Origin of the sequence: Paraburkholderia solitsugae (assembly GCF_013177695.1) — a bacterium.
GTDB lineage: Bacteria > Pseudomonadota > Gammaproteobacteria > Burkholderiales > Burkholderiaceae > Paraburkholderia > Paraburkholderia solitsugae.
Genome location: NZ_WOEY01000066.1, coordinates 25,744 through 49,196, shown reverse-complemented (window position 1 = coordinate 49,196; position 23,453 = coordinate 25,744). Strand labels below are relative to the sequence as shown.

Sequence of the window (23,453 nt, the reverse complement as noted above, 5' to 3'; positions counted from 1 at the left end):
CCATGGCAGACCATTCCATCAAAGGCAAGGTTGTGCTCATCGCAGGTGGCGCGAAAAATCTGGGTGGCCTGATCGCCCGCGATCTCGCAGCCCAAGGCGCCAAGGCTATTGCGATTCACTACAACAGTGCCGGCAGTCAGGCTCAAGCCGATGCCACGGTCGACGCAATCCGAGCTGCGGGCGCCGAGGCGGTGGCGTTTCAGGCAGACTTGACCCGCGCCAGCGCGGTCGAGAAACTGTTTGCCGATGTGGTAGCCGCGGTAGGCAAACCTGACATCGCCATCAACACCGTCGGCAAGGTGCTGAAAAAACCGTTCGTTGAGATCAGCGAGGCTGAGTATGACGAGATGACCGCGGTTAATTCGAAAACTGCGTTCTTCTTTCTCAAGGAAGCGGGCAAGCATGTCAACGACAACGGCAAAATCGTCACGCTTGTCACGTCTCTTCTGGGCGCATTCACGCCGTTCTATGCCGCGTACGCGGGCACCAAGGCCCCTGTCGAGCATTACACGCGCGCAGCCGCAAAGGAGTTTGGCACGCGCGGCATTTCGGTCACCGCGGTAGGCCCGGGACCGATGGACACGCCGTTTTTCTATCCGGCCGAAGGCGAAGACGCGGTCGCATATCATAAGACCGCTGCGGCGCTATCATCGTTTTCCAAAACGGGCCTGACCGATATCAATGACGTGGTGCCGTTTATCCGTCATCTGGTCAGTGACGGATGGTGGATCACCGGCCAGACCATTCTCATCAATGGGGGCTATGCGACGAAGTGATGGTGCTTGCGACGGCCGGCAGCCTGTCGCCGGCCGACTCAGCAACTACCGCAAGACGGTGCCTGCGATGAAGGATGAGATCGAAAGCGGTGTATCAAGGCAATAACGTTCAATGGATAAACTTGATCAATACCGTGTCTTCAGTCGGCGGGTCACTTTCATCGAATGGTTCAAAGCCCTGATGCAACCGCATTTCGAACCGTGACGAGGTATTTCGATGGCGACGACGGGGTCATGACGCGTACGAAGCGTTATTGCGGACCGAAGTCTATGGCGACTTTACCGAAGTGAGACCCGCTCTCGAGAAAGCGGTAAGCAGCCTGAGTGTCTTCGAAGCTGAACGTCCGGTCGATAACGGGTTTGATTCCGCCCCCCTTGATCGCGCGAACCGTGTCAGCGAGATTGGCGGTAGAGCCCGTGTTGCTCCCGATGATGCGCAAGGTTTTCAGATTGATCGGAAGGACCGGAATGGAGAGTTCCATCCCACTGACAAAGCCAACCACGTAGACCGTCCCGGCAAAGGCCGCCGCATTTAGCGAGCGGGCAAAGGTGGCCGGTCCGACTGTTTCGACGATCAGATCAGCCCCGTCTCCGCCAGTCTCGTCGAGGACGACCTCATCCCATCCGGGCGTGGAAACGTAGTTGATCGTCACGTCCGCGCCCAGCTCACGGGCGCGCGCCAGTTTTTCGTCCGATGACGACGTGATGATCACTCGCGCACCCGCGGCTTTCGCGAACTGCAAGGCGAACAGACTCACGCCGCCCGTGCCCAACAGCACCACGACGGCACCTGGCCGGACGTTGCCCGCGACGATCGCATTCCACGCAGTCGTTGCCGCGATCGGGAGCGTGGCGGCTTCGACAAACGACAATTGCTCGGGGATGCGGGCTAAAGAGGTGGCCGGAACCACCGCATAGTCCGCGAGCGAACCCGGCATGGTCACGCCCCGCATACTCCCTGACGTGGAACGAGAGAGAGGACCAGAAGCCCAGTCGACAATCAGGCCGGGCACCACTCTGTCGCCCACCGACCATCCGCTGACATGGCTGCCCACTTCAACGATTTCTCCTGCGCCGTCGGTGCCTGGGATGAACGACGGCATATCGGCCTGTCCCAATCGCCCCGACCCGACCATCAGGTCAAGGTAATTCAGACTCGCGGCCCGCAAGCGGACCAGCACTTCGCCCGCTTCAGGCTTGGGTGTGGGTACATCGGCGAGGTGAAGTGAATCGATGGATAGCGATGTCAGCTGAAAGGCCCGCATGGGGAAAACCTCCGTAAGGGATGACCGCGAGGAGGACATCCTAACAAGGCGCCAACGCTATAATTCGCCGCAGAAACATAACATTACTGCGCACGGTGCATCAATGGACAGTGTTGAAGCGGACCAGAGCGAGGCATTCCTCGCGGTGCTTGAAACCGGCAGCTTCTCGGCCGCCGGACGTCGCTTGGGACGAGACGGATCAGTCGTCTCAAGACGCGTCGCCGCACTGGAAACGCGCCTTGGCATTCGGCTCCTCGAGCGATCGACACGCCGTGTTTCAGCGACAGAAGCGGGCCGCCTTTTCAGGGAACGGATACGCGAGGCCATGGATATGGTGCGTCACGCGCAAGAAACGGTCCGCGCGATGTCGTCCTTGCCTTCCGGGCACTTGCGGCTCAGTTTGCCCGTCGCGTTCGGCCGGATATGGATTGCGCCAAGACTCCCGGAATTTCTGGCCCGCTATCCGGGGATTCGGATCGATGTGAGTTACTCGGACCGGTACGTCGATCTCATCGCCGAAGGGTTCGACGTTGGCGTGCGAATCGGCGAAATGCAAGACAGCCGTCTGATAGGCCGCCGCCTCGCGACGACCCGGCGATTGCTCTGTGCTGCGCCCTCCTATCTCGACGCGCGGCCAGCGCTAACCGAGGCCGACGACCTGCTGCAACACGAATGCACCTGCTTTACGCGACTTTCCACCCATCCGGTCTGGCATTTGCATCGCGACGGCCGGAGCCGCGCGCTCAAGGTCAACAGCAGGCTCGAGATGGATGACGCGCAAGCTGTCGTTCAGGCGGCGCTCGCCGGCTCCGGCGTGATCATGGCAACTGACTGGCTGGTTGGACGTGAGCTCGCAGAAGGCCGACTCGTGCACGTTCTTCCCGACTGGCAGGTTCGGGGGGAGACGGGCGTGAGTGTGGTACGCGCGTCGATTAAACATGAGCCGGCAAAGACGCGTGCGTTTGTCGAATGGATTGCCGGGATATTTGCAAAACCACCGTGGCTTTAGCGGCGCCAGAGATAGCGGCAGGCCTCGCCTGCCTGCTACTTTTGTACGTCAGCGACGACGCCCCTCATCGTTGTGAAAAAGAACGTAACACGCGAACTTGCACCGAATGACGTGTGGCAGGTTTGTGTCATCTGCACGACACCCACGGACTGCACCATGTCAGCCTGGCTGCCACGGCGTCGAGACGGCGTCGATTCACCCAACTCCCCGCCTGCCTTGCGTTAGCCAGATTCTCGATTCCAGATTCGCGCGCCACTGAGAGGCGCATGACGCGTGGCGAAACACGAGTGTGTGGCCCGATAAACTGACGACGTGCTTTCAATCGCCCGTGCCATTGCAGCAGTTCCACAGGGAGCAAATTATGCATGATGTGGCAGATTCCGAGGGCTTGCGGCGCGCCAATGTGAAGTCAGTCCAGCAGTACATTGACGAACGCCCAATGTGGCCCGACGGGACCCATCTTCCGACGGTGCCGATGACGGGCATGCAATGGCGCATCTGGGCGCTCGCGGCAGCCGGTAAGTTCTTCGAAGGATTTGTTGTCTTTATGACAGGCGTGGCGCTTCCGCTGATTTCGCGCGAGTTCGGCATCGGCGCGGCACAGAACGGCCTCATCAGCGCCGCCAGCCTGATGGGCATCCTGGTCGGCGCGGTGGGTCTGGGCGGCATGTCCGACTACTTCGGACGCAAGCGGATGTTCATTGTCGAGATGATCATCTTCGTCGCGTTTCTGGTGCTGCTGGTACTTTGCACCAACTTCACCTCGCTCGTGATCTGCCTGTTCGGGCTCGGCGTGGCGCTCGGCTGCGACTACCCGACCGCGCACATGATCATCTCCGAAAGCATCCCCAGCAGCGCCCGCGGCAAACTGGTGCTGGCGGCATTCGGCTTCCAGGCGTTGGGCGCGCTGGGCGGTACGGCGGTGGGCTTTCTGGTCCTGTCGACGATCCCGACCCTCGACGCGTGGCGCTGGATGTACGGCACCGCGATCATCCCGGCACTGGCGGTGACCGTCGGCCGCTTCTTCATCACCGAAAGCCCGAGCTGGTTGCATATTCGCGGCGCGGTCGATCGCGCGGAAGCTGCGGCGAAACGCCTGCTCGTACGTACGCCGCAGTATCCGACCAGCATCGCGCTGTCGCGCGACATCGATGATGCCGCCAGCGGCCACGGCGGCAAGCAAAGTTTTTTTGCGCTGTTCGCGAAGCGCAACCTGCGCGCCACGATTCTTGCCTCGATCCCGTGGTTCCTGCAGGATCTCGGCACCTATGGGATTGGCATCTTCACACCCACCATCCTCGCCGCAGCGTTCGGCAGCAAACCGGACCATGTGCGCAGCATCACCGACCTGATCCTCAACGATATCCTCGCGGCCAAAGGCGCGGCCCTGATCACGATGCTGCTGATTGTCGGCATCATTTTCGCGGTTGTCCTCGCAGACCGGGTCGGGCGGATCTGGCTGCAGGTGATCGGCTTTATCGGCTGTGCGGCAGGTCTGCTACTCGCTTCGTTCTCCGATGGTTTTGAAGGCTCCACCAAGACGGTGGTGATTTTCGCCGGCTTCATGCTGTTCAACTTCATGACCAACCTGGGGCCTAATGCGCAGACCTATCTGCTGGCAGGCGAAGTGTTCCCGACCGCCATTCGCGGCACAGGTGCAGGGTTCGCCGCAGCAGTCGGCAAGATCGGCGCGGTGGCAACCGCGTTCCTGTTCCCGATTCTCCTCACAGGCATCGGCACGGGACCGCTACTCTACATTCTCGTGGGCACGTCGATTCTCGGCGCCGTGGTGACATGGATTTTCCGCATCGAAACAAATGGCGTGAGCCTTGACGAGATTGGACGCTAACGCGTTCACATCCTGCCGTGACGCTTGCACACAACCGACGGATTCCCCGTATCGCGACGGAGACATGCATGACTGAGCAACCTAAGAACCCGATACTGCGATCGCGCTGGCGGCAACTCGCCGCTGCACCGCTGTGCATCGCAGCGCTTACCTTGATGACGGGCGCGTTGGCCAACGCGCAGGACCTCACACTGAGCGAAACCGGCTCGACCTTGCTGTACCCGTTGTTCACGACCTGGGTGGATGCGTATATCAAGTCGCACCCCGGCATCCGGGTTAGCACCGGCGCGACCGGATCGGAAGCCGGTATCCAGGAGGCGCTGACGGGCAAGGTGCAGATCGGTGCGTCCGACGCCTATATGTCCGATGCCGATATGAGGCAGCACCCGCAGATCATCAACATCCCGCTCGCTATCGCTGCGCAGACGGTCAACTACAACCTGCCCGGCCTCAACGCGACGCATCTCAAGCTGGACGGCCCGGTGCTCGCAGGGATCTACACGGGCGCGATTCGCAACTGGGACGCGCCGCAGATCGCGGCGCTCAACCCGGGCGTGGCGTTGCCCCACCAGGCCATCGTGCCAATCCATCGGGCCGAAGGTTCCGGCGATACGTTCGTCTTCACGCAGTTCCTGTCGTTCTCGACACCGGCCTGGGAAAGCGACAAGGGGTACGGCACAACCATCGCGTGGCCAGCCGTGCCGGGGAGCGCAAGCGCGGTGGGCAATGCCGGCATGGTGCAGGCGCTGCAGACAACGCCCTGGTCGATCGGTTACGTCGGCATCAGCTTTAGCGACAAAGTCGCCGCGGCGAAACTCGGCACCGTGGCGCTCAAGAATGGCGCGGGCGAATTTGTCCTGCCCAACAAGGACACCGTCACGGCAGGCGCCGCCTCGCTCGGCCCGCGCACGCCACCTGACGAACGTCTGAGCCTCGTGTTCGCGCCGGCAACGGGCGCGTATCCACTCGTCAATTACGAGTATGCGGTGGTGTCGACGAAGCAACCCGACGCTACGAGTGCTGCCGCGCTGCGCAGGTTCCTGCTCTGGACCATCGTGCCCTCGGAGACGAACGAGGCGTACCTCGATACGGTGCACTTCATTCCGCTACCGCCGCATACGTGGGAGCTGAGCCAGGCGCAAATTCAATCGATCAGATAGCCCGCTGTTGGCGGCGTGACCCGACAACACGGGTACGTCGCCACACTTAGTCTTTACCCCATCGCCAGCGAGGCGGCTCTCCCTTCAGCCAGCACACGGCCACAAAGGCAAGACTCAACAGCGAGACCAGCAAGGCGAAAGTGAACGGATGATGAGCAGGTTGAAAACGTAGAACGACTACACCAAGCAACAAAACGTATGCGATCAGCGTCGCCCAACCTTGCCAGCGCACGGGAAACCCCCAACCCCAACCATAGCGTTTTGCCGGAAACCAGTATTCATGCGTGGGTGACATCGCGCAACCTCCAAAACATGTAGTGTCTCTGCTCGAACCAGACGCGCTCAGCTTGTAGCTCGAAGCTCGGATGGCTCGAGATAGAAATTCTTGTTCCCCGCGAGGCGCGCGACCATGAAGTCGATAAACGTCCTCACTCGCAGCGGCTGCTCGGTTCGATGGCGATAGTAGATGTAGATGGCCTCACGCTGGGTGACATGCTTAACGAGCAGCGGAACGAGTTGGCCCCGCCTGATAGGCAAGGTCGCCGAAAAGCTGCCGAGTTGACCGATTGCGAGTCCAGCCAGCACGGCTTGGGTCTCCGCGTCCGTGTCATTGACGCATAAGGTTGTCGCGATGTCACGATAGACGATCTCGTCACCAATCAGGAATTCCCACGGCGCCTGCTTGCCTGTATTCGCCCGTCGATAGCCCGTGCAACGGTGTCCGTCGAGTTCGTCAATGGTCCGCGGCGCGCCATGACGTTCGATATAGCGAGGCGCCCCGCAGATGATCAGTTGAATCGGCAAGAGCCGGCGCGCGATCGTGCCGCCCGAGGGCGGCGAGCCGCCACGAAAGCCCACGTCGGCGCGATCGCTGACGAGGTCGGTGAAGTGGTCGTCGAACTGCACATCCAGTTGCACATGCGGATGCAATTCGGCGAATTCAAGAAAATATGGCCACAGCACGGTGTGCCCCATGGCTCTTGGCGCGCTCACCCTTAGCGGCCCCGCAATCTCGTCTTTCGAGCGCCGCGCGTCGTCGAGCGCCGACGACAGGATCGCCAACGCAGGTCTCACGCTGTCCAGAAGCCCCTGCCCCTCCTCAGTCAAGCTCAGCTTGCGGGTGGTTCGATGGAAAAGCCGGACACCCAGCTCCTTTTCCAGTTGCATCACCGCGTGGCTCGCGGCCTGCGGCGAGATGCCCTGATCCACGGCTGCCTTACGCAGGCTTCCCAGCGCCGCGGCCCGGACGAATATCGTGATCGCGCGAACTTCGTTCATGGCCACCCGGATTAGCAAATAAAAGTTGATTATCAGTCTACCAATCGGCGGCTAGTTTGTGCCAATCGCTGCTCCTACTATTCGTTCACTTTCACTCGAAACGCAGGAGCAACATCATGGCCAACAACACAAACAACGGTTTCAAGCGAGTCTGGTTCATCACCGGTGCATCGCGCGGGCTCGGCGCCCTGATCGCCCAGGCGGCTTTGGCTGACGGCAACGCGGTCGTTGCTACCGGCCGCAATGCCGCAGCGATCGCCGAGCGCCTCGGTCACTCGCCGGCACTCCTCCCCGTGGAACTGGACGTGACAAACGAAGCTCAAGCGAAGGCCGCGGTTCAGGCGGCAGTTGAACAATTCGGCCGGATCGACGTTCTGGTCAACAACGCGGGCTTCGGTTTGCTTGGCGCCATCGAGGAGTCCAACGATGCCGACGTGCGACGCATGTACGACACCAACGTATTCGGTTTGCTGAATATCACGCGCGCCGTTCTGCCGGTGATGCGCGCGCAGCGGGCTGGCCACGTCATCAATATGTCGTCGATCGGCGGCTATCGGTCGGCACCCGGATTCGGCGCCTACAGTTCGACCAAGTTTGCCGTCGAAGGCTTGACCGAGGCATTGCGAGGCGAACTGAAGCCGCTCGGTATTCACGCAACGGTTGTGGAGCCCGGATACTTCCGTACGGATTTCCTGGATGCGTCATCGCTGGTTGTTGCCGGCAACGTGATCGCGGACTACGACGAGACGTCAGGAAACGTTCGCCGGGTCGCTGCCAGTCTGAATCACAAGCAGCCGGGCAACCCGGAGAAGCTCGCGGCAGCCATGATCGAACTGGTCGACGCACCAACGCCTCCGCTACGGTTGCCGCTTGGCACTGACACGCTCAGGGCCATCGCTGAGAAGAACGCCTATGTCACGCAGGAAACCGAAACCTGGAAGGCGTTGTCGGCATCGACTGACTTCCCCGCTTGATCGCGCTCAGATCGGATAGGCCGGCACCGGGCTTGCGTATGCGGCTTACCCCGTTGACCGGCCAAACAGGGAAAAACGCTTCGATGATTTGTGCGGTACGTCCTCACCGATGACGCCGAACTCGATGGGAAAGCGCATGTAGAAAACGTGTACGTTTTCGGCGCGCACGAGATCCAGGATCTGCCCGGCTTCCTTTTCAGTCACGGCAAGAATGATCTGCACCGGCTGATCGTCGAGCCTGAGCATGTGCGCCGCATGATGCGAGCCCGCGTGGCCGATGCCTTCAGCGCAATTGATCACGGTCGCGCCACCGATACCGAGTTGGTGAACCTCATGCAGCAGCCATTCGCATACGGTCTGATGGCCGTGCTTCCTGTTCTGCTCTGTATAGAACGTCAGTTGATAGCCGTTCATCGTGCATCTCCGCCGCCCAACGGGTCCTTGCGGCTCTGAGCGGCGCGCACGTGGCTGCGTCCACTACCCGGAGTCACTCCACCTTGCTCGACCGGGGCAGGCCCGGTCATCCACAGCTTGATTCATTCTAGTTCACCGCCGCGGCGACATACTCACGGCCGCCGCGACATACGATTGTGCCGCGCAGCAAGGGACCCGTCCGCTACTCGCCGCCCTCTCCCGCGTCGGCGCCAAGCACTTCATATTCGATCGGACAGCGTGTGTAGAAGAGTTGAACACCGCCGTGCCGGAGGCTATCGAGCAAGGCATCGATGCGACCATCCTCCGCGGCCACCGTGACCACGACGGGCTGGTCGACCAATTCAAAAAAGCGCGCCGCGTGGTACTTGCCATGCGCGTCGATGCATTCACTCACTTCGATCACCGTGGCGCCCTGAATGCCGGCTTTTTTTGCCGTGTGCAGAATCCATTCGACGACGGTCATGTGACTCTTGCGGTGGCTCTGATTGGCTGCAAACACTGTCAATTGACTGCCTTTCATGAGGCGCTCCGATGGGTTCCAGAAGAATGCATGAACCGTCGCTGCGTGGCGGACGGGTCAATATACGCACGGACACCTCGCGTGACAGGCACGTCCAACCTTGTCGTCATGATGATAAGCATAGGCAACCAGATTCAACGACGCCACGACCCATGCGGCAACTCGACGTCCCGCTTCGCCGCCGCCAATCCTTCGACGATGCCCGCGCGATCCAGCGCAATGCAGTAGACCGGCTTCGCACGCTCGAAGCGCCAGCTGTCGGCGAGCGCCCCGGCATCAACCGGATCGAAGCCTAACTGATCGAGAAGCCCGCTCACGATCTGTTTGGCATGCGCGTCGTCGCCGGCGAACGGCAGCGCCCGACGGTTCGGAGTACCGGCCGGCTTGCCGTCCGTTTCCAGGTCTTTCGCCAGAATCGCGTTGAAGGCCTTGACCACTCTGGCGCCCGGCAACGCGGCGGCCAGCATCTGACTGGTGGTCGTCGAGCGACGGTCGAGCGCTGCAATCTGGCCATCGCGTTCGGGATAGTAGTTGCCCGTGTCGATCACGATCTTGCCGTCGAGCGCCGCGACCGGCAGCGCATCGATGCTACTGAACGGCACGGCCACTATCACCACATCGCCAAACTTCGCCGCCTGGTCCGCCGTGCCGAGCGCACAGCCAATCGCCGCGGCCGTGCTGATCAAGGTTTGCGGATCACGGGAGTTGCTGATCATGACTTCGTGACCACCGTTCCTGGCGAGCGTCGCCATCGCGCGGCCGATAAAGCCGGCGCCGAGAATGCCTATTTTCATGTTTCACGACTCCATGTCGTTCTGGGGATCGCTCGGTTGAGCACGCCCCTCGGTGAGAAACACTATGATTCAAAACCTCAACCGGATAAACAGGCATAATTTGACGACTGTCGAAACCACTAGTGGGGAATAATGGACCGTTTGACCAGCATGGCCGTGTTCGTGAAAACGGCCGACAGCGGCTCGTTCGCCGCGGCCGCGCTCGCCTTCGGCATCTCCTCGCAGATGGCCGGCAAGCATGTCAGCACACTGGAAGAGCGCGTCGGCGCGCGTTTGCTCAACCGGACCACGCGCCGTCAGAGCCTCACCGAGATCGGTCAGATTTTCTACGAGCGCTGCAAGGCGCTGCTGGCGGATGCCGAAGCGGCCGAATCGGTCGCGCAGGAACTGTCCGCCTCACCGCGCGGGCGGTTGCGCATCACCGCGCCGGTTACCTTCGGCGCCTGCTGTCTCGCGCCGATGATTACGCGCTACCTGAAGGCCCATCCCGAAGTGCGGGTCGAGTTGGCCGTGACCGACCGCTTCGTCGATCTGATCGACGAAGGGTATGAAGCCGCGATCCGTCTCGGCTCGCTGTCGGATTCGTCGTTGATTGCGCGGCCGTTGATGCCTTACCGGCTGATCGCATGCGCGTCGCCCGGCTACCTGGCCGAGCGTGGCGAACCGCTTACACCGCAAGCGCTGGCGGAGCACGAGTGTCTGAGCTTCGTGTATACGAGCTTGCCGGTTGCGACCGAATGGCGTTTCGCCAATGCGCAAGGCGAACATGTTGTGCCGATCTCCGGCCGCTTTCAGGCCAACGATATGAAAGCGCTACTGACCGCCGCGCTCAATGGCGGCGGCGTGATACTCGCGCCCGAAGTGGCAGTGAAAGACGAACTCGCCGCAGGCCGGCTGGTGCGCCTGCTGAACGGCTATGAAGCGCCCGCGCGCCCCATGCATCTGGTCTTCCCGGCAAGCCGCGCCACCCCGAAATTGCGCGCGTTTATCGACCAGGTGGTGGCCGAATTCGGGCCGCACGCCGCGTGAAATGAGCAGTCTGGCTCGCCTGGCAGGCACCCTTCGCCGCCCGCCAATCTCCACCCATTGACCGCTAGAATTGCCGGCTTTGCCCGCTTTGGGCGCGCGACAAGGCAAAATACGGGTTTGCGCGCGCAAACGCGCCGCAAGACCGGATGAATCAGATCTCGGCGGCATGCTTGCCGCCGACCCTCGCAAAGACGCATGACAACGGCCCAGCAAGCCAATCTGGCACCTCTGGACCGTCGCGTGCGGCGCAGCCAGGACAGCTCGTCCTTTAACAGAGCCCCTCAGGAGCATTCATGACAGATTCGAACCCGTCTTTCCTCGGCAGGATTTCACTTGCCGTCAGTACGTTTTTCAGCATCCTCGGCGATGGCGAATTCGCCGCCGGGGTGCTGCGCCTGCGTAAGAGTGGCGCCGCTGCCGCGAGCGCCGCAGCGGCACCCACGCCTGCGCCTGCCGCCGCGCCGGCCCCCGCGCCGCAACCGGCGCCCACGCTGAAGGAAGCAACCCCGGACGCCGCGCTCCAACTGCTCGGCCTGTTGCAACGCGACGCGCGCTTCATCGATTTCGTCGAAGAAGACATCAAGAACTATAGCGACGCCGACATCGGCGCCGCCGCCCGTCTCGTGCACGAGGGCTGCCGCGCGACGCTGCGCGAGCATTTCACGATCCGTCCGGTGTGCGACGAAGCCGAAGGCAGCCGCGTGACGCTGGCCGAAGGGTTCGACGCCACCTCGGTTCGCCTGACCGGCAATGTCGTCGGCAAGGCGCCGTTTAACGGCAGCATCAGCCACCGCGGCTGGCGTGTCGACGAAGTGCGTCTGCCGAAGCTGACCGCCAGCCACAACGCCAAGGTGATCGCACCAGCCGAGGTGGAGCTATGAGCGACGCACGCTTCTCAATCGGGATCGACCTGGGTACCACGCACTGCGCACTGTCCTACGTGGACACGACCGCCAGCGACGGCGAGAAAACCGCCCAGGGCGTGCTGCCGATCGCACAACTCACGGGCCCTGGCGCGATCGACAATCTCGATCTGCTGCCCTCGTTCCTCTACCTGCCGCATCCGGACGAACTTGCCTCGGGCGACCTGTACCTGCCGTGGACCGGTCAGCGCGAATTCGCGGTCGGCGAGTTCGCTCGCAGCCGCGGCGCGGCCACGCCGATCCGGCTCGTGTCGAGCGCCAAGAGCTGGCTGTGCCATCCTGGCGTCGACCGTCGCGCGGCGATTCTGCCTAACGACGCGCCGCCTGAAGTCGCGCGCGTGTCGCCGCTCGAAAGCTCGGTGCGCTATCTGACGCACCTGCGCGAGGCGTGGGACCACGCACATCCGGACGCACCGTTCAGCGAGCAGGACATCACGGTGACGATCCCGGCGTCGTTCGATCCGGCCGCGCGCGAGCTGACCGCCGAAGCTGCGGAAGCCGCCGGCTACGGCCGCATGACGCTGCTCGAAGAACCGCAAGCCGCGCTGTATAGCTGGATTCAGAAGAGCGGCGGCCAGTGGCGCAAGCAGGTCAAGGTCGGCGACATCATTCTCGTGGTCGACGTGGGCGGCGGGACAACCGACCTCTCGCTGATCGCCGTGATCGAGCGCGAAGGCAATCTCGAACTGCATCGCGTCGCGGTCGGCGAGCACATTCTGCTGGGCGGCGACAACATGGACCTCGCGCTGGCTCACGTGGTGGCACGCAAGCTTGCCGCTCAAGGCACCCAGGCCGACGCATGGCAACTGCGCGCCCTCACCTATGCCTGCCGCTCGGCGAAGGAAACGCTGCTCAGCGAGCCCAACACGGATACCGTGCCGCTCGTCGTGCCGAGCCGCGGTTCGAAGCTGATCGGCGGTTCGATCCGCACCGAGCTCACGCGTACGGAGTTGACCCAAACGATTCTCGAAGGCTTCTTCCCGCAGGTAGAGAGTGCAGCGCGTCCGGTGAGCCGCGCGCGTGCCGGTCTGACGCAACTCGGCCTGCCGTATGCGCAGGACGCGGGCATCACGCGGCATCTGGCGGCCTTCCTCGGCCGTCAGGTAGGCGCGCTCGCCGAACTCGAAGGTTTGCGCGATATCGCCACCGGGGAAGGCGCGAGCTTCCTGCACCCCACCGCCGTGCTCTTCAACGGCGGCGTGTTCAAGTCGCCGCTGCTGGTCGAACGGATCATGGGCACGCTCAATGGCTGGCTCGCCGCCGAAGGCGCGCCGCAAGCGCGCCTGCTCGAAGGCGCGGATCTCGATCTCGCCGTCGCGCGCGGCGCGGCCTACTACGGCTATGTACGGCGCGGTCAGGGTGTGCGCATTCGTGGCGGCACCGCACGCGCGTACTACATCGCGATCGAGTCGGCGATGCCCGCCGTCCCCGGTCTCGAGCCTCCGATCCAGGCACTGTGCGTCGCGCCGTTCGGCATGGAGGAAGGCACGGACGCCGAATTGCCGGCGCAGGAGTTCGGACTCGTCGTCGGTGAGCCGGTGCACTTCCGCTTTTTCGGATCGTCGGTGCGTCGTCAGGATCAGGTCGGCACGCTGCTCGACTTCTGGAGCCCCGACGAGTTGCAGGAACTGGAAGAAATCCAGGCGACGCTGCCGTCCGCCGGCCGCACCGCCGGTGAAGTCGTGCCGGTGAAGCTGCATGCGCGCGTGACGGAGGCCGGCACGCTCGAACTCGAAGCGGTGCCGCGCGGCACCGACGAGCGCTGGAAAGTCGAGTTCGACGTGCGCGGCAGCGCCAATGCATGACTGAAATGAAGCGCTACAGCGTCGGTATTGATCTCGGCACCAGCAACACGGTGCTGGCCTACGCCGCGGCGGGCTCGCAGGAGATTCGCGTCTTCGAGATCGATCAGTTGGTGAGTCTCGGCGAGGTCGCCGCGCGGCCGCTGCTGCCTTCGGTGCGGTATCACGCGGCACCGGGCGAACTGAGTGCTGGCGATCTGCAACTACCGTGGAGCGCGACTGACAGTTCGATCGGTAGCGCTGATGGAAGTCAGCAGGATCAGCCGGTGGTGATCGGCAGGCTCGCGCGTGCGCTCGGCGGGCAGGTGCCGGGACGTCTCGTGGCAAGTGCGAAGAGCTGGTTGTCGCACGCCTCGGTGGACCGCGTCGCCCCGATTCTGCCATGGGGCGCCGCGGACGATGTCCGCAAGGTCTCGCCGGTCGAAGCCAGCGCGAGCTATCTGGCGCACGTGCGAGCGGCCTGGAATCAACGCTTTCCGGATGCACCGCTCGAAGCGCAGAACGTCGTGCTGACGGTGCCCGCTTCTTTCGACGAAGGCGCGCGAGCGCTGACGGTGGAAGCCGCGCGGATGGCGGGCCTCCCCACGTTAAGGCTGCTGGAAGAGCCACAGGCCGCGTTCTACGACTGGCTGTTTCATCATCGCGAGCGTCTGGCGACTGAACTGTCGGGGACACGGCTCGTGCTGATCTGCGACGTGGGCGGCGGCACCACCGACCTCACGCTGATCGAAGTCCAGATGCGCGACGGCGAGCCGGCGCTCACCCGTATCGGTGTGGGCAACCATCTGATGCTCGGCGGCGACAACATGGACCTCGCGCTCGCGCACCGGGTCGAGGCGCGCTTGCCTCAAGCGGGCAACGAACGCACGCGTTTGTCGGCGGCGAGTCTGTCGCAACTGGTCGAGCGTTGCCGCGGCGCGAAGGAACAACTGCTCGGTCCGCACGCGCCGGAGTCGGCTTCGATCACCCTGCTCGGCGCGGGCTCGAAGCTGATCGGCGGTGCGCGCACGGTGCAGGTGACGCGTGAGGAAGTCGAGCAGATCATCGTCGACGGATTCTTTCCGGCGGTGGCATCGAACGAACGGCCCGGCAGGCCGCGCGGCGCGATCGTCGAATTCGGCCTGCCCTATGCCACCGATGCAGCGGTCACGCGTCATATCGCGGCGTTTCTGAGCCGTTTCGCGGCGCAGTCGCGCAAGGCGCTGGGCGCCTCTCCAGGTTCATCTGACGCGTGCGAAGGTCAGGAGGAACCTTTGCCGGTGCCCGACACGCTTCTGCTAAACGGCGGCGTGTTTCGCGCTGAGGCGCTCACGCAACGCCTGTCCAGCACCCTGGGCACATGGCGCGGCGAACCGCTCAGCGTGCTGCACAACGACAATCCCGACGTCGCCGTGGCGCGCGGTGCGGTCGCTTATGCCCTCGCCCGCACGGGTCAGGCGCCGAAAATCGGTGGCGGCTCGGCGCGCAGTTACTTCCTCGTGCTGGACGAAACCGGTCGGGGTGAAAGCGACACCGAACCGGCGCAACGCGGCCTCTGCCTGCTGCCGCGCGGCACCGAAGAAGGCCAAGAGATCCGGATCGAAGACCACACGTTTGCGCTGCGCCTCGGGCACCCTGTGCGCTTTCACCTGGCCTCTTCAAGCGCGGACACGGTCTATCGACCCGGCGAATTGGCTGATCTCACGCAAGGCGATTTCGTTCGACTGCCACCCATCGCGACGATCGTGCAAGCGCGTGGCGCGAGCACCGTGCGCGGCGAAACCGCGGTACAAATCGCCACCTCCCTCACTGAAGTGGGCACGCTCGAAGTCCACTGCATCGAACTCGACAATCCTGCGCAACGCTGGCTGCTCGAATTCCAGTTGCGCCGCGAAGATGCCCAGGTGAACCTGTCGGCGGATCCGGCACAAGCCCGACACCCCGCGCTCGACAAAGCGATCGAGCAGATCGACCGCTGCTTCGGCTCGCGCACGCAAAACGTCGACCCCAAGGAAGTCAAGCGCCTGCGCTCGCAACTCGAACAGTTGCTCGGGCCACGCGAGGGTTGGAACAGCGCGCTGCTGCGCGAACTGTTCGGCGCGTTGTGGGAACGCGCGCGCCGCCGCCGGCGCTCGGCGGATCACGAACGGATGTGGCTGAATCTGGCCGGCTATTGCGTACGGCCGGGCTTCGGCTATCCGCTCGACGAATGGCGCGTGGAACAACTCTGGTCGCTCTTCGACGACGGCATCCAGTACGTCAACGACAGCCAGGTCTGGTCGGAATGGTGGACGCTATGGCGCCGCGCGGCGGGCGGCCTCGACGAAAGCGCGCAACTGCGCGTGCTCGACGCGATGGCCTATCTGCAAACGGCCGCGCAATCACGCCATAAGCTGCCGTTCGACGTGTCGAAAACCGGCTTCACCGACATGGTCCGGCTGAGCGCATCGCTCGAACGCATTCCGGTCGAACGCAAGATCGAACTCGGCGAGTCGGTGTTGACGCGGCTAAAGAAGCCCGCGGAAAACCATCAAAGCTGGTGGGCGGTCGGCCGCATCGGTGCACGGCGGCCGTTCTATGGCAGCGCGCACAGCGTCGTACCGCCGGACATCGCGGCGCTTTGGCTGAACACGATCCTTGCGCTCGACTGGAAGAAAGTCGACCCTGCGGCGTTCGCCGCCGTGCAGATCGCCCGCATGACCGGCGACCGCTCGCGCGACCTGCCCGAAGACTTGCGCCATGCCGTCGTGCGCAGGCTCGAAGCGGCCAATGCGCCGCGCGCATGGATCACCATGGTCAGCGAGACCGTGGAACTCGATAACGCCGACGAAGGCCGCGTGTTCGGCGAATCGCTGCCCGCCGGGCTGAAGCTGATCGCGGCAACGCCAACACCTTCGCAATAGCGTCCCGTTGCGTAGCGGACGTCGGTCAATTGGCTTCCGTACAGACAGGCCGCGTTCCAGGACAGACTGTCCTACGCCATCGTCACCCGGTTTCTGCCGCCGTGTTTCGAGCGATACAGCGCCCGATCCGCGCTCGCGAAGCCCTCGCGGTGGGCCATCCGGGACGCCTCGTTCATCCGCGTCAACGAGGCGCCGACGCTCACCGTCACCATGCCGAGCGGCGAAGCGCGATGTTCGATCGCCAGATCCTCGACGCCCTGCCGCAATGCGTCGAGCGTGTCTTCAAGTACCGCCGGCTGCGCTTGCAGCACCAGCAGGCCGAATTCCTCGCCACCCAAGCGCCCGGCGACGATGCGCTCGCCGTCGGCCGCCGCTTGCATCACCGAGGCCACCTTGCGCAAACAATGATCGCCCGCCTGGTGGCCGTAGGTGTCGTTGTATTGCTTGAACCAGTCGACGTCGACCACGACCGAGCCCATCATCTCGCCATCGCGCGCCTCTTTCCACTTGTGCGCGATGCTTTCCAGCAGGAAGCGGCGGTTATACAACTGGGTGAGCGGATCGATCGCGGTCGCCGTGCGCATTTTCAGATCGTTTTCGATCATCGCGCGCAGGTGGTAAAACACGCCTCTTTGCGAAGCATCGAGGTGGCCCGGCGCGGGGTCCATCGCGCACAGCGCCCCGACGATCTCGCCGTTCGGCGCGCGCAGTGCAATCGCGGCGTAAAACCGCACGAAGGGATGGCGCTGCACCAGCAGGCATTCGCCGAAACGGGCATCGTCGTGCGCATCCTCGATGACGAACAGCTCGGCGTCGCGCACCGCATAGTCGGCCAGCGAGTGAGCGCGGGTGATGAGCGGCATCGCCATGCCGACTTCGGCCCGGTAATGCTGGTTCTCCGCATCGAGCAGCGTGATCGCGGTGATCGCCGCGCCGGTCACGCTCTTCAGGATTTCCGCCGCGTGGGTGAAGCATTCGCGCATCACCTGATCGTCATGTAACAGCCAGTCAATGACCGATGATTCCACTTCGGGTTCGCCGGTGGTGGACGGATCCACCGACATCCGGCTGGACAAGCGGTCGTTACTGTAAGCGAGTTGCACGGCTGGGTTCCCGGGTGTGATTAGCTTATGTCAACGGCATATGCACCCGAAACTTGAGCGCGAGGCGCGCGCCGCATGCGGATCGTCAGCGCCGCGCGCGATCCAGCCGGGACGATCGCCCATGGCACCGCGAAGTACAATTCACGCGCCAGCCGCGCGCCGCCTGCGTCTTCTCACAAAATCAGGCAGCGCGTCTAATCAACAGACAATTGCATCCGCTCAGGCGCAATCTGAATCTCGCCACGCGCCTCAACGAACACGTATTTCGCACCACCATGATCAATCTTTTTCAGGCCATGCAGGCTTTCGTCAAGGTCGCCGACGCAGGCAGCTTCGCGCAGGCCGCGCTGCAACTCAATGTCTCGACCTCCGTCGTGACGCGCCACGTGTCGAGCCTCGAGAAGCACCTTGGCATCCGGCTGTTCCAGCGCACCACGCGCAAGGTCGTGCTGACCGAAGCCGGCGCGGATTATGCCGACGGCTGCCGCGTTCTGCTGGCGGAACTCGAAGAGGTCGAATCACGCGCGACCACCACCTCGAAGGATGTCGCGGGCGATCTGCGGATCGTGGCATTGGGCAGCTTCTCGTTGTTCCGGCTCACACCACTTTTTGCGGAGTACCAGGCAAAATTTCCGCACGTGAATCTGCGCGTCACGCTCACCGAAAGACGCGTCGATCTGCTTGAAGGCGGCTTCGACGTGGGTATCGTGACCGAACACATGATCCGTTCGGAATCGCTCGTGGCGCGCCGTCTCATCAACTCGCACGCGGTGCCGGTGGCGGCCGCTGCCTATCTGGCCGAGGCCGGCTATCCGGCAACCCCGGCCGATCTCGCGCAACATCGGGTGATCGCCGCGCCGCTCGACAGCAGTCCGCAGACCTGGGTATTCAGCAACAACGGCGGCAACGGCGGCGAAGAAAGCATCACGCTCGATCCGTCGTTCACGGTCAATAGCATGATCATGCAGAAGCAGGCGGCGCTCGGCGCAATGGGCATCGCTTTGCTGCCGCTCGAAATGGTCAGCGATGAATTGCGCGCCGGCACCCTGGTGCGGATCCTCAACGACTACACCGTGCTCAATGGCGACGTCGCGGTCTCACTCGTTTATCCAAGCCGCGAGTTCGTGCCGCGCAAGATCCGCGAATTCATCGATCTCGCCGTCGGCTATTTCAACTGAAATGACAAAAGCAAAGGTCCGGCCAGCGGAATTGAAAGAACAGTAGGGCTGCTTATATGAATGACCTTAGTCAGCCCTACTCCACCCGCTCCCATTTCCGCTCTGACGGCTGAGACCGCGACACTCGCGGCGGCAAGCTGTCCGCGCTGCTATTTCAAGCTAAATGCGGGTTGTTATTCAAGGCCGTTCGCCTCGCGCCAACCGCGCATCGATCTCGCGCACAACAGGCATCAGATCAGCCACGCTATCAATCACATAATGCGCCCCGGCGGCCTGCAGCTTCTGCATCGCCGCCTTGCGCCGCCAGGCAAATTCATCCGGTGCCAGGGCCTTGACATCGTCCTCGGCCATGCCAAACGCATTGCCGCTCACTGCAACGCCCACCGCCCACGTGCCGCCATTGATCCCTTCCTCGATGCCTACCTCGGTGTCGTCTACCTTGATGGCATCCTTCGCGCGCCACACACCCAACTCCGGCAACGTCTTGTAGATCATGTAGGGCGACGGACGCCCCTCCGGCGTATCACCGGTACACACCAGACTATCCGGCGCGAAACCCTGGGCCGCCGCGCCAGGCAGGATCTCAGCCATGATTTCGCGCGTATAGCCGGTGGTCGTGCCGATCCTGATGTCGTCGCTGCGCAGCGCGCTCGCCACTTCCGCCACGCCCGGAATCACCGAGCTGTAGCTCGCGGCCACCGCGATGTTCTTCGGCACGAAGACGTCGTACACGGCGTCGATGTCCACCTCGCCCGGCATACGGCCATACTTGTCGGCCCATGCTTGCGACACGCGCGGCAATGCCATCAGCGCCGCAATGTGCGGGCGCTTGGCCATGCCCATCGGGCCACGCGCTTCGTCGATCGTGATCGACAGACACGCCGAACTGCTCAAACGTCTCGACAAATGCGCCCATCGGCGCCAACGAACCATAATCGACCACCGTGCCGGCCCAGTCGAAAATTACTGCTTTTACGTGTTTCATTTACATCGATTCTCAGGAGGTTGTGAAGCTCGCGCGGCGTGCCGCACGTTTGTATGACCGTCGGTATGACTGACTGCTTGTCTGGCTGATACTTGACCCTCGCATCAGGGCCGTCCTGCTCAAGCGGCTTCGGCCAGCGTCTTGCGCTCTTCTATCGCCGCGGCCGGCGGCGCGGCGTGCCCGACACCCATCGCCTGGAGGGATTGTGCACATGCCTGCACCACGCGGTGCATCACGCGCTCATCCACCTGGCCGATGCAGCCGATGCGGAAGCTGTCCACCACCGTCAGCTTGCCCGGATAGATGATGAAACCCTGCGCCTTCATCAATTCATAGAAACGCTCGAACTTGAACGACGGATGGGCCGGCGAGAAAAACGTCACGATGATCGGCGAGCGCCAACGCGCGTTCAGCAGCGGTTCGAAACCGAGTTCACGCATGCCCGCGACCAGCACGTCGCGGTTGTTCGCGTAACGCGCGAGACGCCCGGCCTGGCCGCCTTCGAGCTTATGCAGACGCAGCGCCTCGATAAACGCGGCAACCGTGTGCGTAGGCGGCGTGAAGCGCCATTGACCGGTGCGGTTCATGACGTCCCACTGGTCGTACACGTCGAGCGAGAGCGAGTGGCTGCGGCCCTTGGCTTCCTGCAATGCGTTCTTGCGGGCGATCACGAAGCCGAAACCGGGCACGCCCTCGATGCATTTATTCGCCGACGAGACAAAGGCCTCGCACGGAATCTGACGCACATCGAGCGGCACCGCGCCGAACGCGCTCATCGAATCGATCAGCAGCTTGCGGCCTTTTTTCGCGGTGGCGGCGGCGATTTCTTCGATCGGATTGAGAATGCCGGAGCTCGTTTCACAGTGCACCGCGACCACGTGCGTGATGCGCGGATCGGCGTCCAGCATGCTCTCGACTTCGGCGCCGCGCGGCGGCAGGTAGTCGCCCTTGTCGAGCACCGTGCAGGCGCGGCCGAGATAACCGAGGGTGGTCGCAATGCGCTTGCCATAGGCGCCGTTGGCCAGCACCAGGGCGTGGCCATCGCGCGGAATCAGGCTGCCGAGCATGGCTTCGACGCAGTAACTGCCGCTGCCCTGGAGCGGCACGCAGTCGTACTCGCCCGCTGTGTCGCCGGCAATCTCCAGCAGGCTGCGGCGCAGTTGGGCGGTCATGGCGCGGAAGTCGCCGTCCCACGAGCCCCAGTCGCGCAGCATCGCTTCCTTGGTCGAGAACGCCGTGGTCAGCGGTCCCGGTGTCAACAGATACGGCTCGCCCTTGGCCGGCGCGGCACACTTCGCTGTGGAAGGCATGGCGGACACTGTCGGGGATCTATCGATCGCGCTTTCCATGTTCGGAATCTCCGGTATCGCTGTTTCGGTCGTGACACAGTGCCCAAAGGCTGTCCATTGGTAAAATCGATATAATTGATGCTGATATCGTTAAAACTTATCTCTTGACGAGGCAGACGTGCAATACGCGCAATTGCGAGCGTTTCATGCGGTCGCGGAACATGGCGGGTTTTCCAGAGCGGCGCAGGCGCTGTCGCTCACGCAGCCGGCGGTGTCGGATCACGTGAAGCGGCTCGAGCAGGATTATGGCGTCAAGTTGTTCGAACGCGGCCCACGCGGCGTCGAAACCACCGAACTCGGCCTGCGTCTCTTTATCGTGACGCGACAGATGCTCAGTTGCGAGCGCGACGCGCGACAACTGCTCGAATCGGCGGGTGGGCTCGAGTCCGGCTCGCTCTCGCTGGTCGCGGACGCGCCCGATCTGGCCGTTACACTGATCGGCGCGTTTCGCCAGCTGCATCCTGGGATCGTCGTGACGCTGTCGATCGCCAATGCCGCGGACTGCATGCAGCGCGTGCTGTCGAGCGCGGTTGACGCCGCCATTACCGCCGCGCCGCAGGTGCACAGCCGGCTCGAGTCGCGCGTGCTGCGGCGCGATCCGCTCGTGGCGATGGTGCCGGCACGCTATCCGGTGGCGAAAAAACGCAAGCTGAGTTACGCGGAGCTTGTGCAGCAGCCGATGATTTTTCGCGAGCCGCAATCGGTCACGCAGCAGTTGCTGGAAATCGAATTGGTGCGCGAGTCATTGCAGGTCGAACCGGTGATGTACGTGGACGGGCGTGAAGCGCTGGAGGAAGCGGTCGCCCAAGGCATGGGGGTCGGCGTCATTGCGCGCGCCGAATTCAATGAATCGCGGCGGATCAAAATGATTCCGCTGCAGGATTGCCAGGTGCAGATGATCGAATCGCTCACGCGGCTCGCCGGGCGGCCGGGATCGAATCTGCTGGATGCGTTGTTTGCGGTGGAGTTGACGAGCGCCGCTACTGTGACGGCTCAATAAAGCGGTAGGCCACCGGGCAAGCGCTGCCCGGCAGCGTTTTTCAGGCTGACGCGATACGGTGAGCGCGTGCCGTGACGGTGCATAGCCTCACCACACAAACGCACGACCCCACGCTGCGCGCCAATCCTGTTAGCGCGAACCGCCACTGGCGATCAGGCTTTCGCCGGTCATCCAGCGCGAATCGTCGGAGGCGAGGAACACGGCGACGTCGGCGATATCGTCAGGCTGGCCGATACGGCCAAGCGGTGTTGTGCTGACCGCCCACTGCTCGAAGTCCGAACCGATGAAGCCGGCACTATGCGTGCCTTCAGTTTCCACCATGCCGGGATTCACGGAGTTGACGCGAATCTTGCGCGGGCCGAGTTCACGTGCGAGCACGCCGGTGATAGCGTCCACCGCGCCCTTGGTGGCGGTATAGACCGCGCTGCCCGGCGGCGTGATGCGGCTGACGACCGAACTGACGTTCACGATGCTGCCGCCTTCGCCCAGATGCTTGACCGCCGCTTGCGTGACCAACAGCAGACCCAGCACGTTCACATCGAATTGCTTATGGAAATGCGCTTCGGTGATCGCTTCGATCGGTGCCATCTCATACACGCCGGAGTTGTTGACGAGAATGTCGAGGCGGCCATACGTTTCGACTGCCGCATCGATGATGCCTGTCGCGTCGGCGGCCTTGGACACATCGCCCGCAACGGCCACGGCCTTGCCGCCCGCCGTGGTGATTGCAGCGACCACATCGTCCGCGCCGGCCTTGCTGGACGCAAAGTTCACCACCACCGACGCGCCCTGCGCTGCCAGTGCTTTCGCAATCGCAGCACCGATGCCTTTCGATGCGCCCGTTACAACCGCGACCTTACCTGTGAGCTTGCTCATGATCGTGTCCTTTGGATGAAGTGCGCGCCGACGCGCTGCCGCGAAGATTCGCTGCGCTGACGTCGATGGAGCCGGAAAACCCGTGGCGCTTTCACTGGACACAATGTAGGCACACACGCCGTAGGGATAAAGCGGCTGAAGGCGAATAGACACGTCGGATGAGCCGAACAATCGGCAAGGCGTTGGGAAAGATCGCGCAAACAAAGGCCGGCTCGGCGAGCGGCGGTCCTCCTTACGCTACGCGCTAACTGAACGGCTCGCGCCGC

20 protein-coding genes and 1 pseudogene are annotated in these 23,453 nt (G+C 63.0%); 11 read left to right on the top strand and 10 right to left on the bottom strand.

What is annotated here, in order from left to right:
- Positions 1-2 precede the first annotated feature (2 nt).
- Positions 3-776: an SDR family oxidoreductase gene (locus GNZ12_RS17230; protein ID WP_172311834.1), complete on the top strand. Its 774-nt coding sequence runs from the start codon at positions 3-5 to the stop codon at positions 774-776.
- Between the two features lie 251 nt (positions 777-1,027).
- On the opposite strand, the gene GNZ12_RS17225 is transcribed toward GNZ12_RS17230, so the two are convergent.
- Positions 1,028-2,041, bottom strand: a complete 1,014-nt coding sequence (locus tag GNZ12_RS17225; protein ID WP_172311832.1) for a zinc-dependent alcohol dehydrogenase family protein — start codon at positions 2,039-2,041, stop codon at positions 1,028-1,030.
- A gap of 103 nt (positions 2,042-2,144) precedes the next feature.
- Here GNZ12_RS17225 and GNZ12_RS17220 point away from each other — a divergent pair, with 103 nt between their 5' ends.
- The 3 genes from GNZ12_RS17220 to pstS all read left to right on the top strand — a co-directional run bounded on the left by GNZ12_RS17220 (position 2,145) and on the right by pstS (position 6,059).
- Positions 2,145-3,050: a LysR family transcriptional regulator gene (locus GNZ12_RS17220; protein WP_172311830.1), complete on the top strand. Its 906-nt coding sequence runs from the start codon at positions 2,145-2,147 to the stop codon at positions 3,048-3,050.
- A gap of 361 nt (positions 3,051-3,411) precedes the next feature.
- Entirely contained in the window at positions 3,412-4,899 is a 1,488-nt protein-coding gene (locus GNZ12_RS17215) for an MFS transporter (protein WP_172311828.1), read from the top strand.
- A 68-nt stretch (positions 4,900-4,967) separates the two neighbouring features.
- On the top strand, positions 4,968-6,059 hold the full coding sequence (pstS, locus tag GNZ12_RS17210; protein WP_172311826.1) for a phosphate ABC transporter substrate-binding protein PstS: 1,092 nt from the start codon (positions 4,968-4,970) through the stop codon (positions 6,057-6,059).
- 46 nt (positions 6,060-6,105) lie between these two features.
- Here pstS and GNZ12_RS17205 read toward each other — a convergent pair whose 3' ends face one another.
- Positions 6,106-6,354: a hypothetical protein gene (locus GNZ12_RS17205; RefSeq protein ID WP_172311824.1), complete on the bottom strand. Its 249-nt coding sequence runs from the start codon at positions 6,352-6,354 to the stop codon at positions 6,106-6,108.
- A gap of 47 nt (positions 6,355-6,401) precedes the next feature.
- Positions 6,402-7,337, bottom strand: coding sequence for a LysR family transcriptional regulator (locus GNZ12_RS17200; RefSeq protein ID WP_172311822.1), 936 nt, complete (start codon positions 7,335-7,337; stop codon positions 6,402-6,404).
- A 116-nt stretch (positions 7,338-7,453) separates the two neighbouring features.
- On the opposite strand from GNZ12_RS17200, the gene GNZ12_RS17195 reads away from it, so the two are divergent.
- The gene (locus tag GNZ12_RS17195; RefSeq protein WP_172311820.1) at positions 7,454-8,311 is read left to right on the top strand and encodes an oxidoreductase; all 858 of its coding nucleotides are present in this window, start codon (positions 7,454-7,456) and stop codon (positions 8,309-8,311) included.
- 45 nt (positions 8,312-8,356) lie between these two features.
- On the opposite strand, the gene GNZ12_RS17190 is transcribed toward GNZ12_RS17195, so the two are convergent.
- From GNZ12_RS17190 to GNZ12_RS17180, 3 genes are all read right to left on the bottom strand, one after another.
- The gene (locus GNZ12_RS17190; protein WP_172311818.1) at positions 8,357-8,725 is read right to left on the bottom strand and encodes a DUF190 domain-containing protein; all 369 of its coding nucleotides are present in this window, start codon (positions 8,723-8,725) and stop codon (positions 8,357-8,359) included.
- A 202-nt stretch (positions 8,726-8,927) separates the two neighbouring features.
- A complete protein-coding gene (locus tag GNZ12_RS17185) occupies positions 8,928-9,266 on the bottom strand; it encodes a DUF190 domain-containing protein (protein ID WP_172311816.1) in 339 nt (112 codons plus the stop codon).
- Positions 9,267-9,400: 134 nt separating this feature from the next.
- Complete coding sequence (locus GNZ12_RS17180; RefSeq protein WP_172311814.1) at positions 9,401-10,060, bottom strand: NADPH-dependent F420 reductase; 660 nt, start codon at positions 10,058-10,060, stop codon at positions 9,401-9,403.
- A gap of 132 nt (positions 10,061-10,192) precedes the next feature.
- Between GNZ12_RS17180 and GNZ12_RS17175 the strand changes: the two genes are divergently transcribed.
- The 4 genes from GNZ12_RS17175 (at position 10,193) to GNZ12_RS17160 (ending at position 16,696) form a co-directional block, all read left to right on the top strand.
- Positions 10,193-11,089, top strand: a complete 897-nt coding sequence (locus GNZ12_RS17175; RefSeq protein WP_172311812.1) for a LysR family transcriptional regulator — start codon at positions 10,193-10,195, stop codon at positions 11,087-11,089.
- Positions 11,090-11,382: 293 nt separating this feature from the next.
- On the top strand, positions 11,383-11,970 hold the full coding sequence (locus GNZ12_RS17170; protein ID WP_172311810.1) for a DUF2760 domain-containing protein: 588 nt from the start codon (positions 11,383-11,385) through the stop codon (positions 11,968-11,970).
- Complete coding sequence (locus GNZ12_RS17165) at positions 11,967-13,817, top strand: Hsp70 family protein (protein WP_172311808.1); 1,851 nt, start codon at positions 11,967-11,969, stop codon at positions 13,815-13,817. The genes GNZ12_RS17170 and GNZ12_RS17165 overlap by 4 nt, the downstream gene beginning before the upstream one ends.
- Positions 13,814-16,696 (top strand): Hsp70 family protein, encoded by a 2,883-nt coding sequence (locus GNZ12_RS17160; RefSeq protein WP_172311806.1) that lies wholly within the window; start codon positions 13,814-13,816, stop codon positions 16,694-16,696. The genes GNZ12_RS17165 and GNZ12_RS17160 overlap by 4 nt, the downstream gene beginning before the upstream one ends.
- Before the next feature lie 71 nt (positions 16,697-16,767).
- Here GNZ12_RS17160 and GNZ12_RS17155 read toward each other — a convergent pair whose 3' ends face one another.
- Positions 16,768-17,799, bottom strand: coding sequence for a GGDEF domain-containing protein (locus GNZ12_RS17155; RefSeq protein ID WP_328806021.1), 1,032 nt, complete (start codon positions 17,797-17,799; stop codon positions 16,768-16,770).
- A gap of 275 nt (positions 17,800-18,074) precedes the next feature.
- On the opposite strand from GNZ12_RS17155, the gene GNZ12_RS17150 reads away from it, so the two are divergent.
- Positions 18,075-18,977, top strand: coding sequence for a LysR family transcriptional regulator (locus tag GNZ12_RS17150; RefSeq protein ID WP_172311804.1), 903 nt, complete (start codon positions 18,075-18,077; stop codon positions 18,975-18,977).
- A 177-nt stretch (positions 18,978-19,154) separates the two neighbouring features.
- On the opposite strand, the pseudogene phnX reads toward GNZ12_RS17150, so the two are convergent.
- Positions 19,155-19,962 (bottom strand): annotated as a pseudogene (gene phnX, locus GNZ12_RS17145) (phosphonoacetaldehyde hydrolase).
- A 119-nt stretch (positions 19,963-20,081) separates the two neighbouring features.
- Complete coding sequence (locus tag GNZ12_RS17140; protein ID WP_235993772.1) at positions 20,082-21,311, bottom strand: 2-aminoethylphosphonate--pyruvate transaminase; 1,230 nt, start codon at positions 21,309-21,311, stop codon at positions 20,082-20,084.
- 118 nt (positions 21,312-21,429) lie between these two features.
- Between GNZ12_RS17140 and GNZ12_RS17135 the strand changes: the two genes are divergently transcribed.
- Positions 21,430-22,311 (top strand): LysR substrate-binding domain-containing protein, encoded by an 882-nt coding sequence (locus tag GNZ12_RS17135; RefSeq protein ID WP_172311802.1) that lies wholly within the window; start codon positions 21,430-21,432, stop codon positions 22,309-22,311.
- 129 nt (positions 22,312-22,440) lie between these two features.
- Here the strand turns inward: GNZ12_RS17135 and GNZ12_RS17130 are convergent, their stop codons facing one another.
- Positions 22,441-23,187, bottom strand: a complete 747-nt coding sequence (locus GNZ12_RS17130; protein WP_172311800.1) for a glucose 1-dehydrogenase — start codon at positions 23,185-23,187, stop codon at positions 22,441-22,443.
- Positions 23,188-23,453 lie beyond the last annotated feature (266 nt).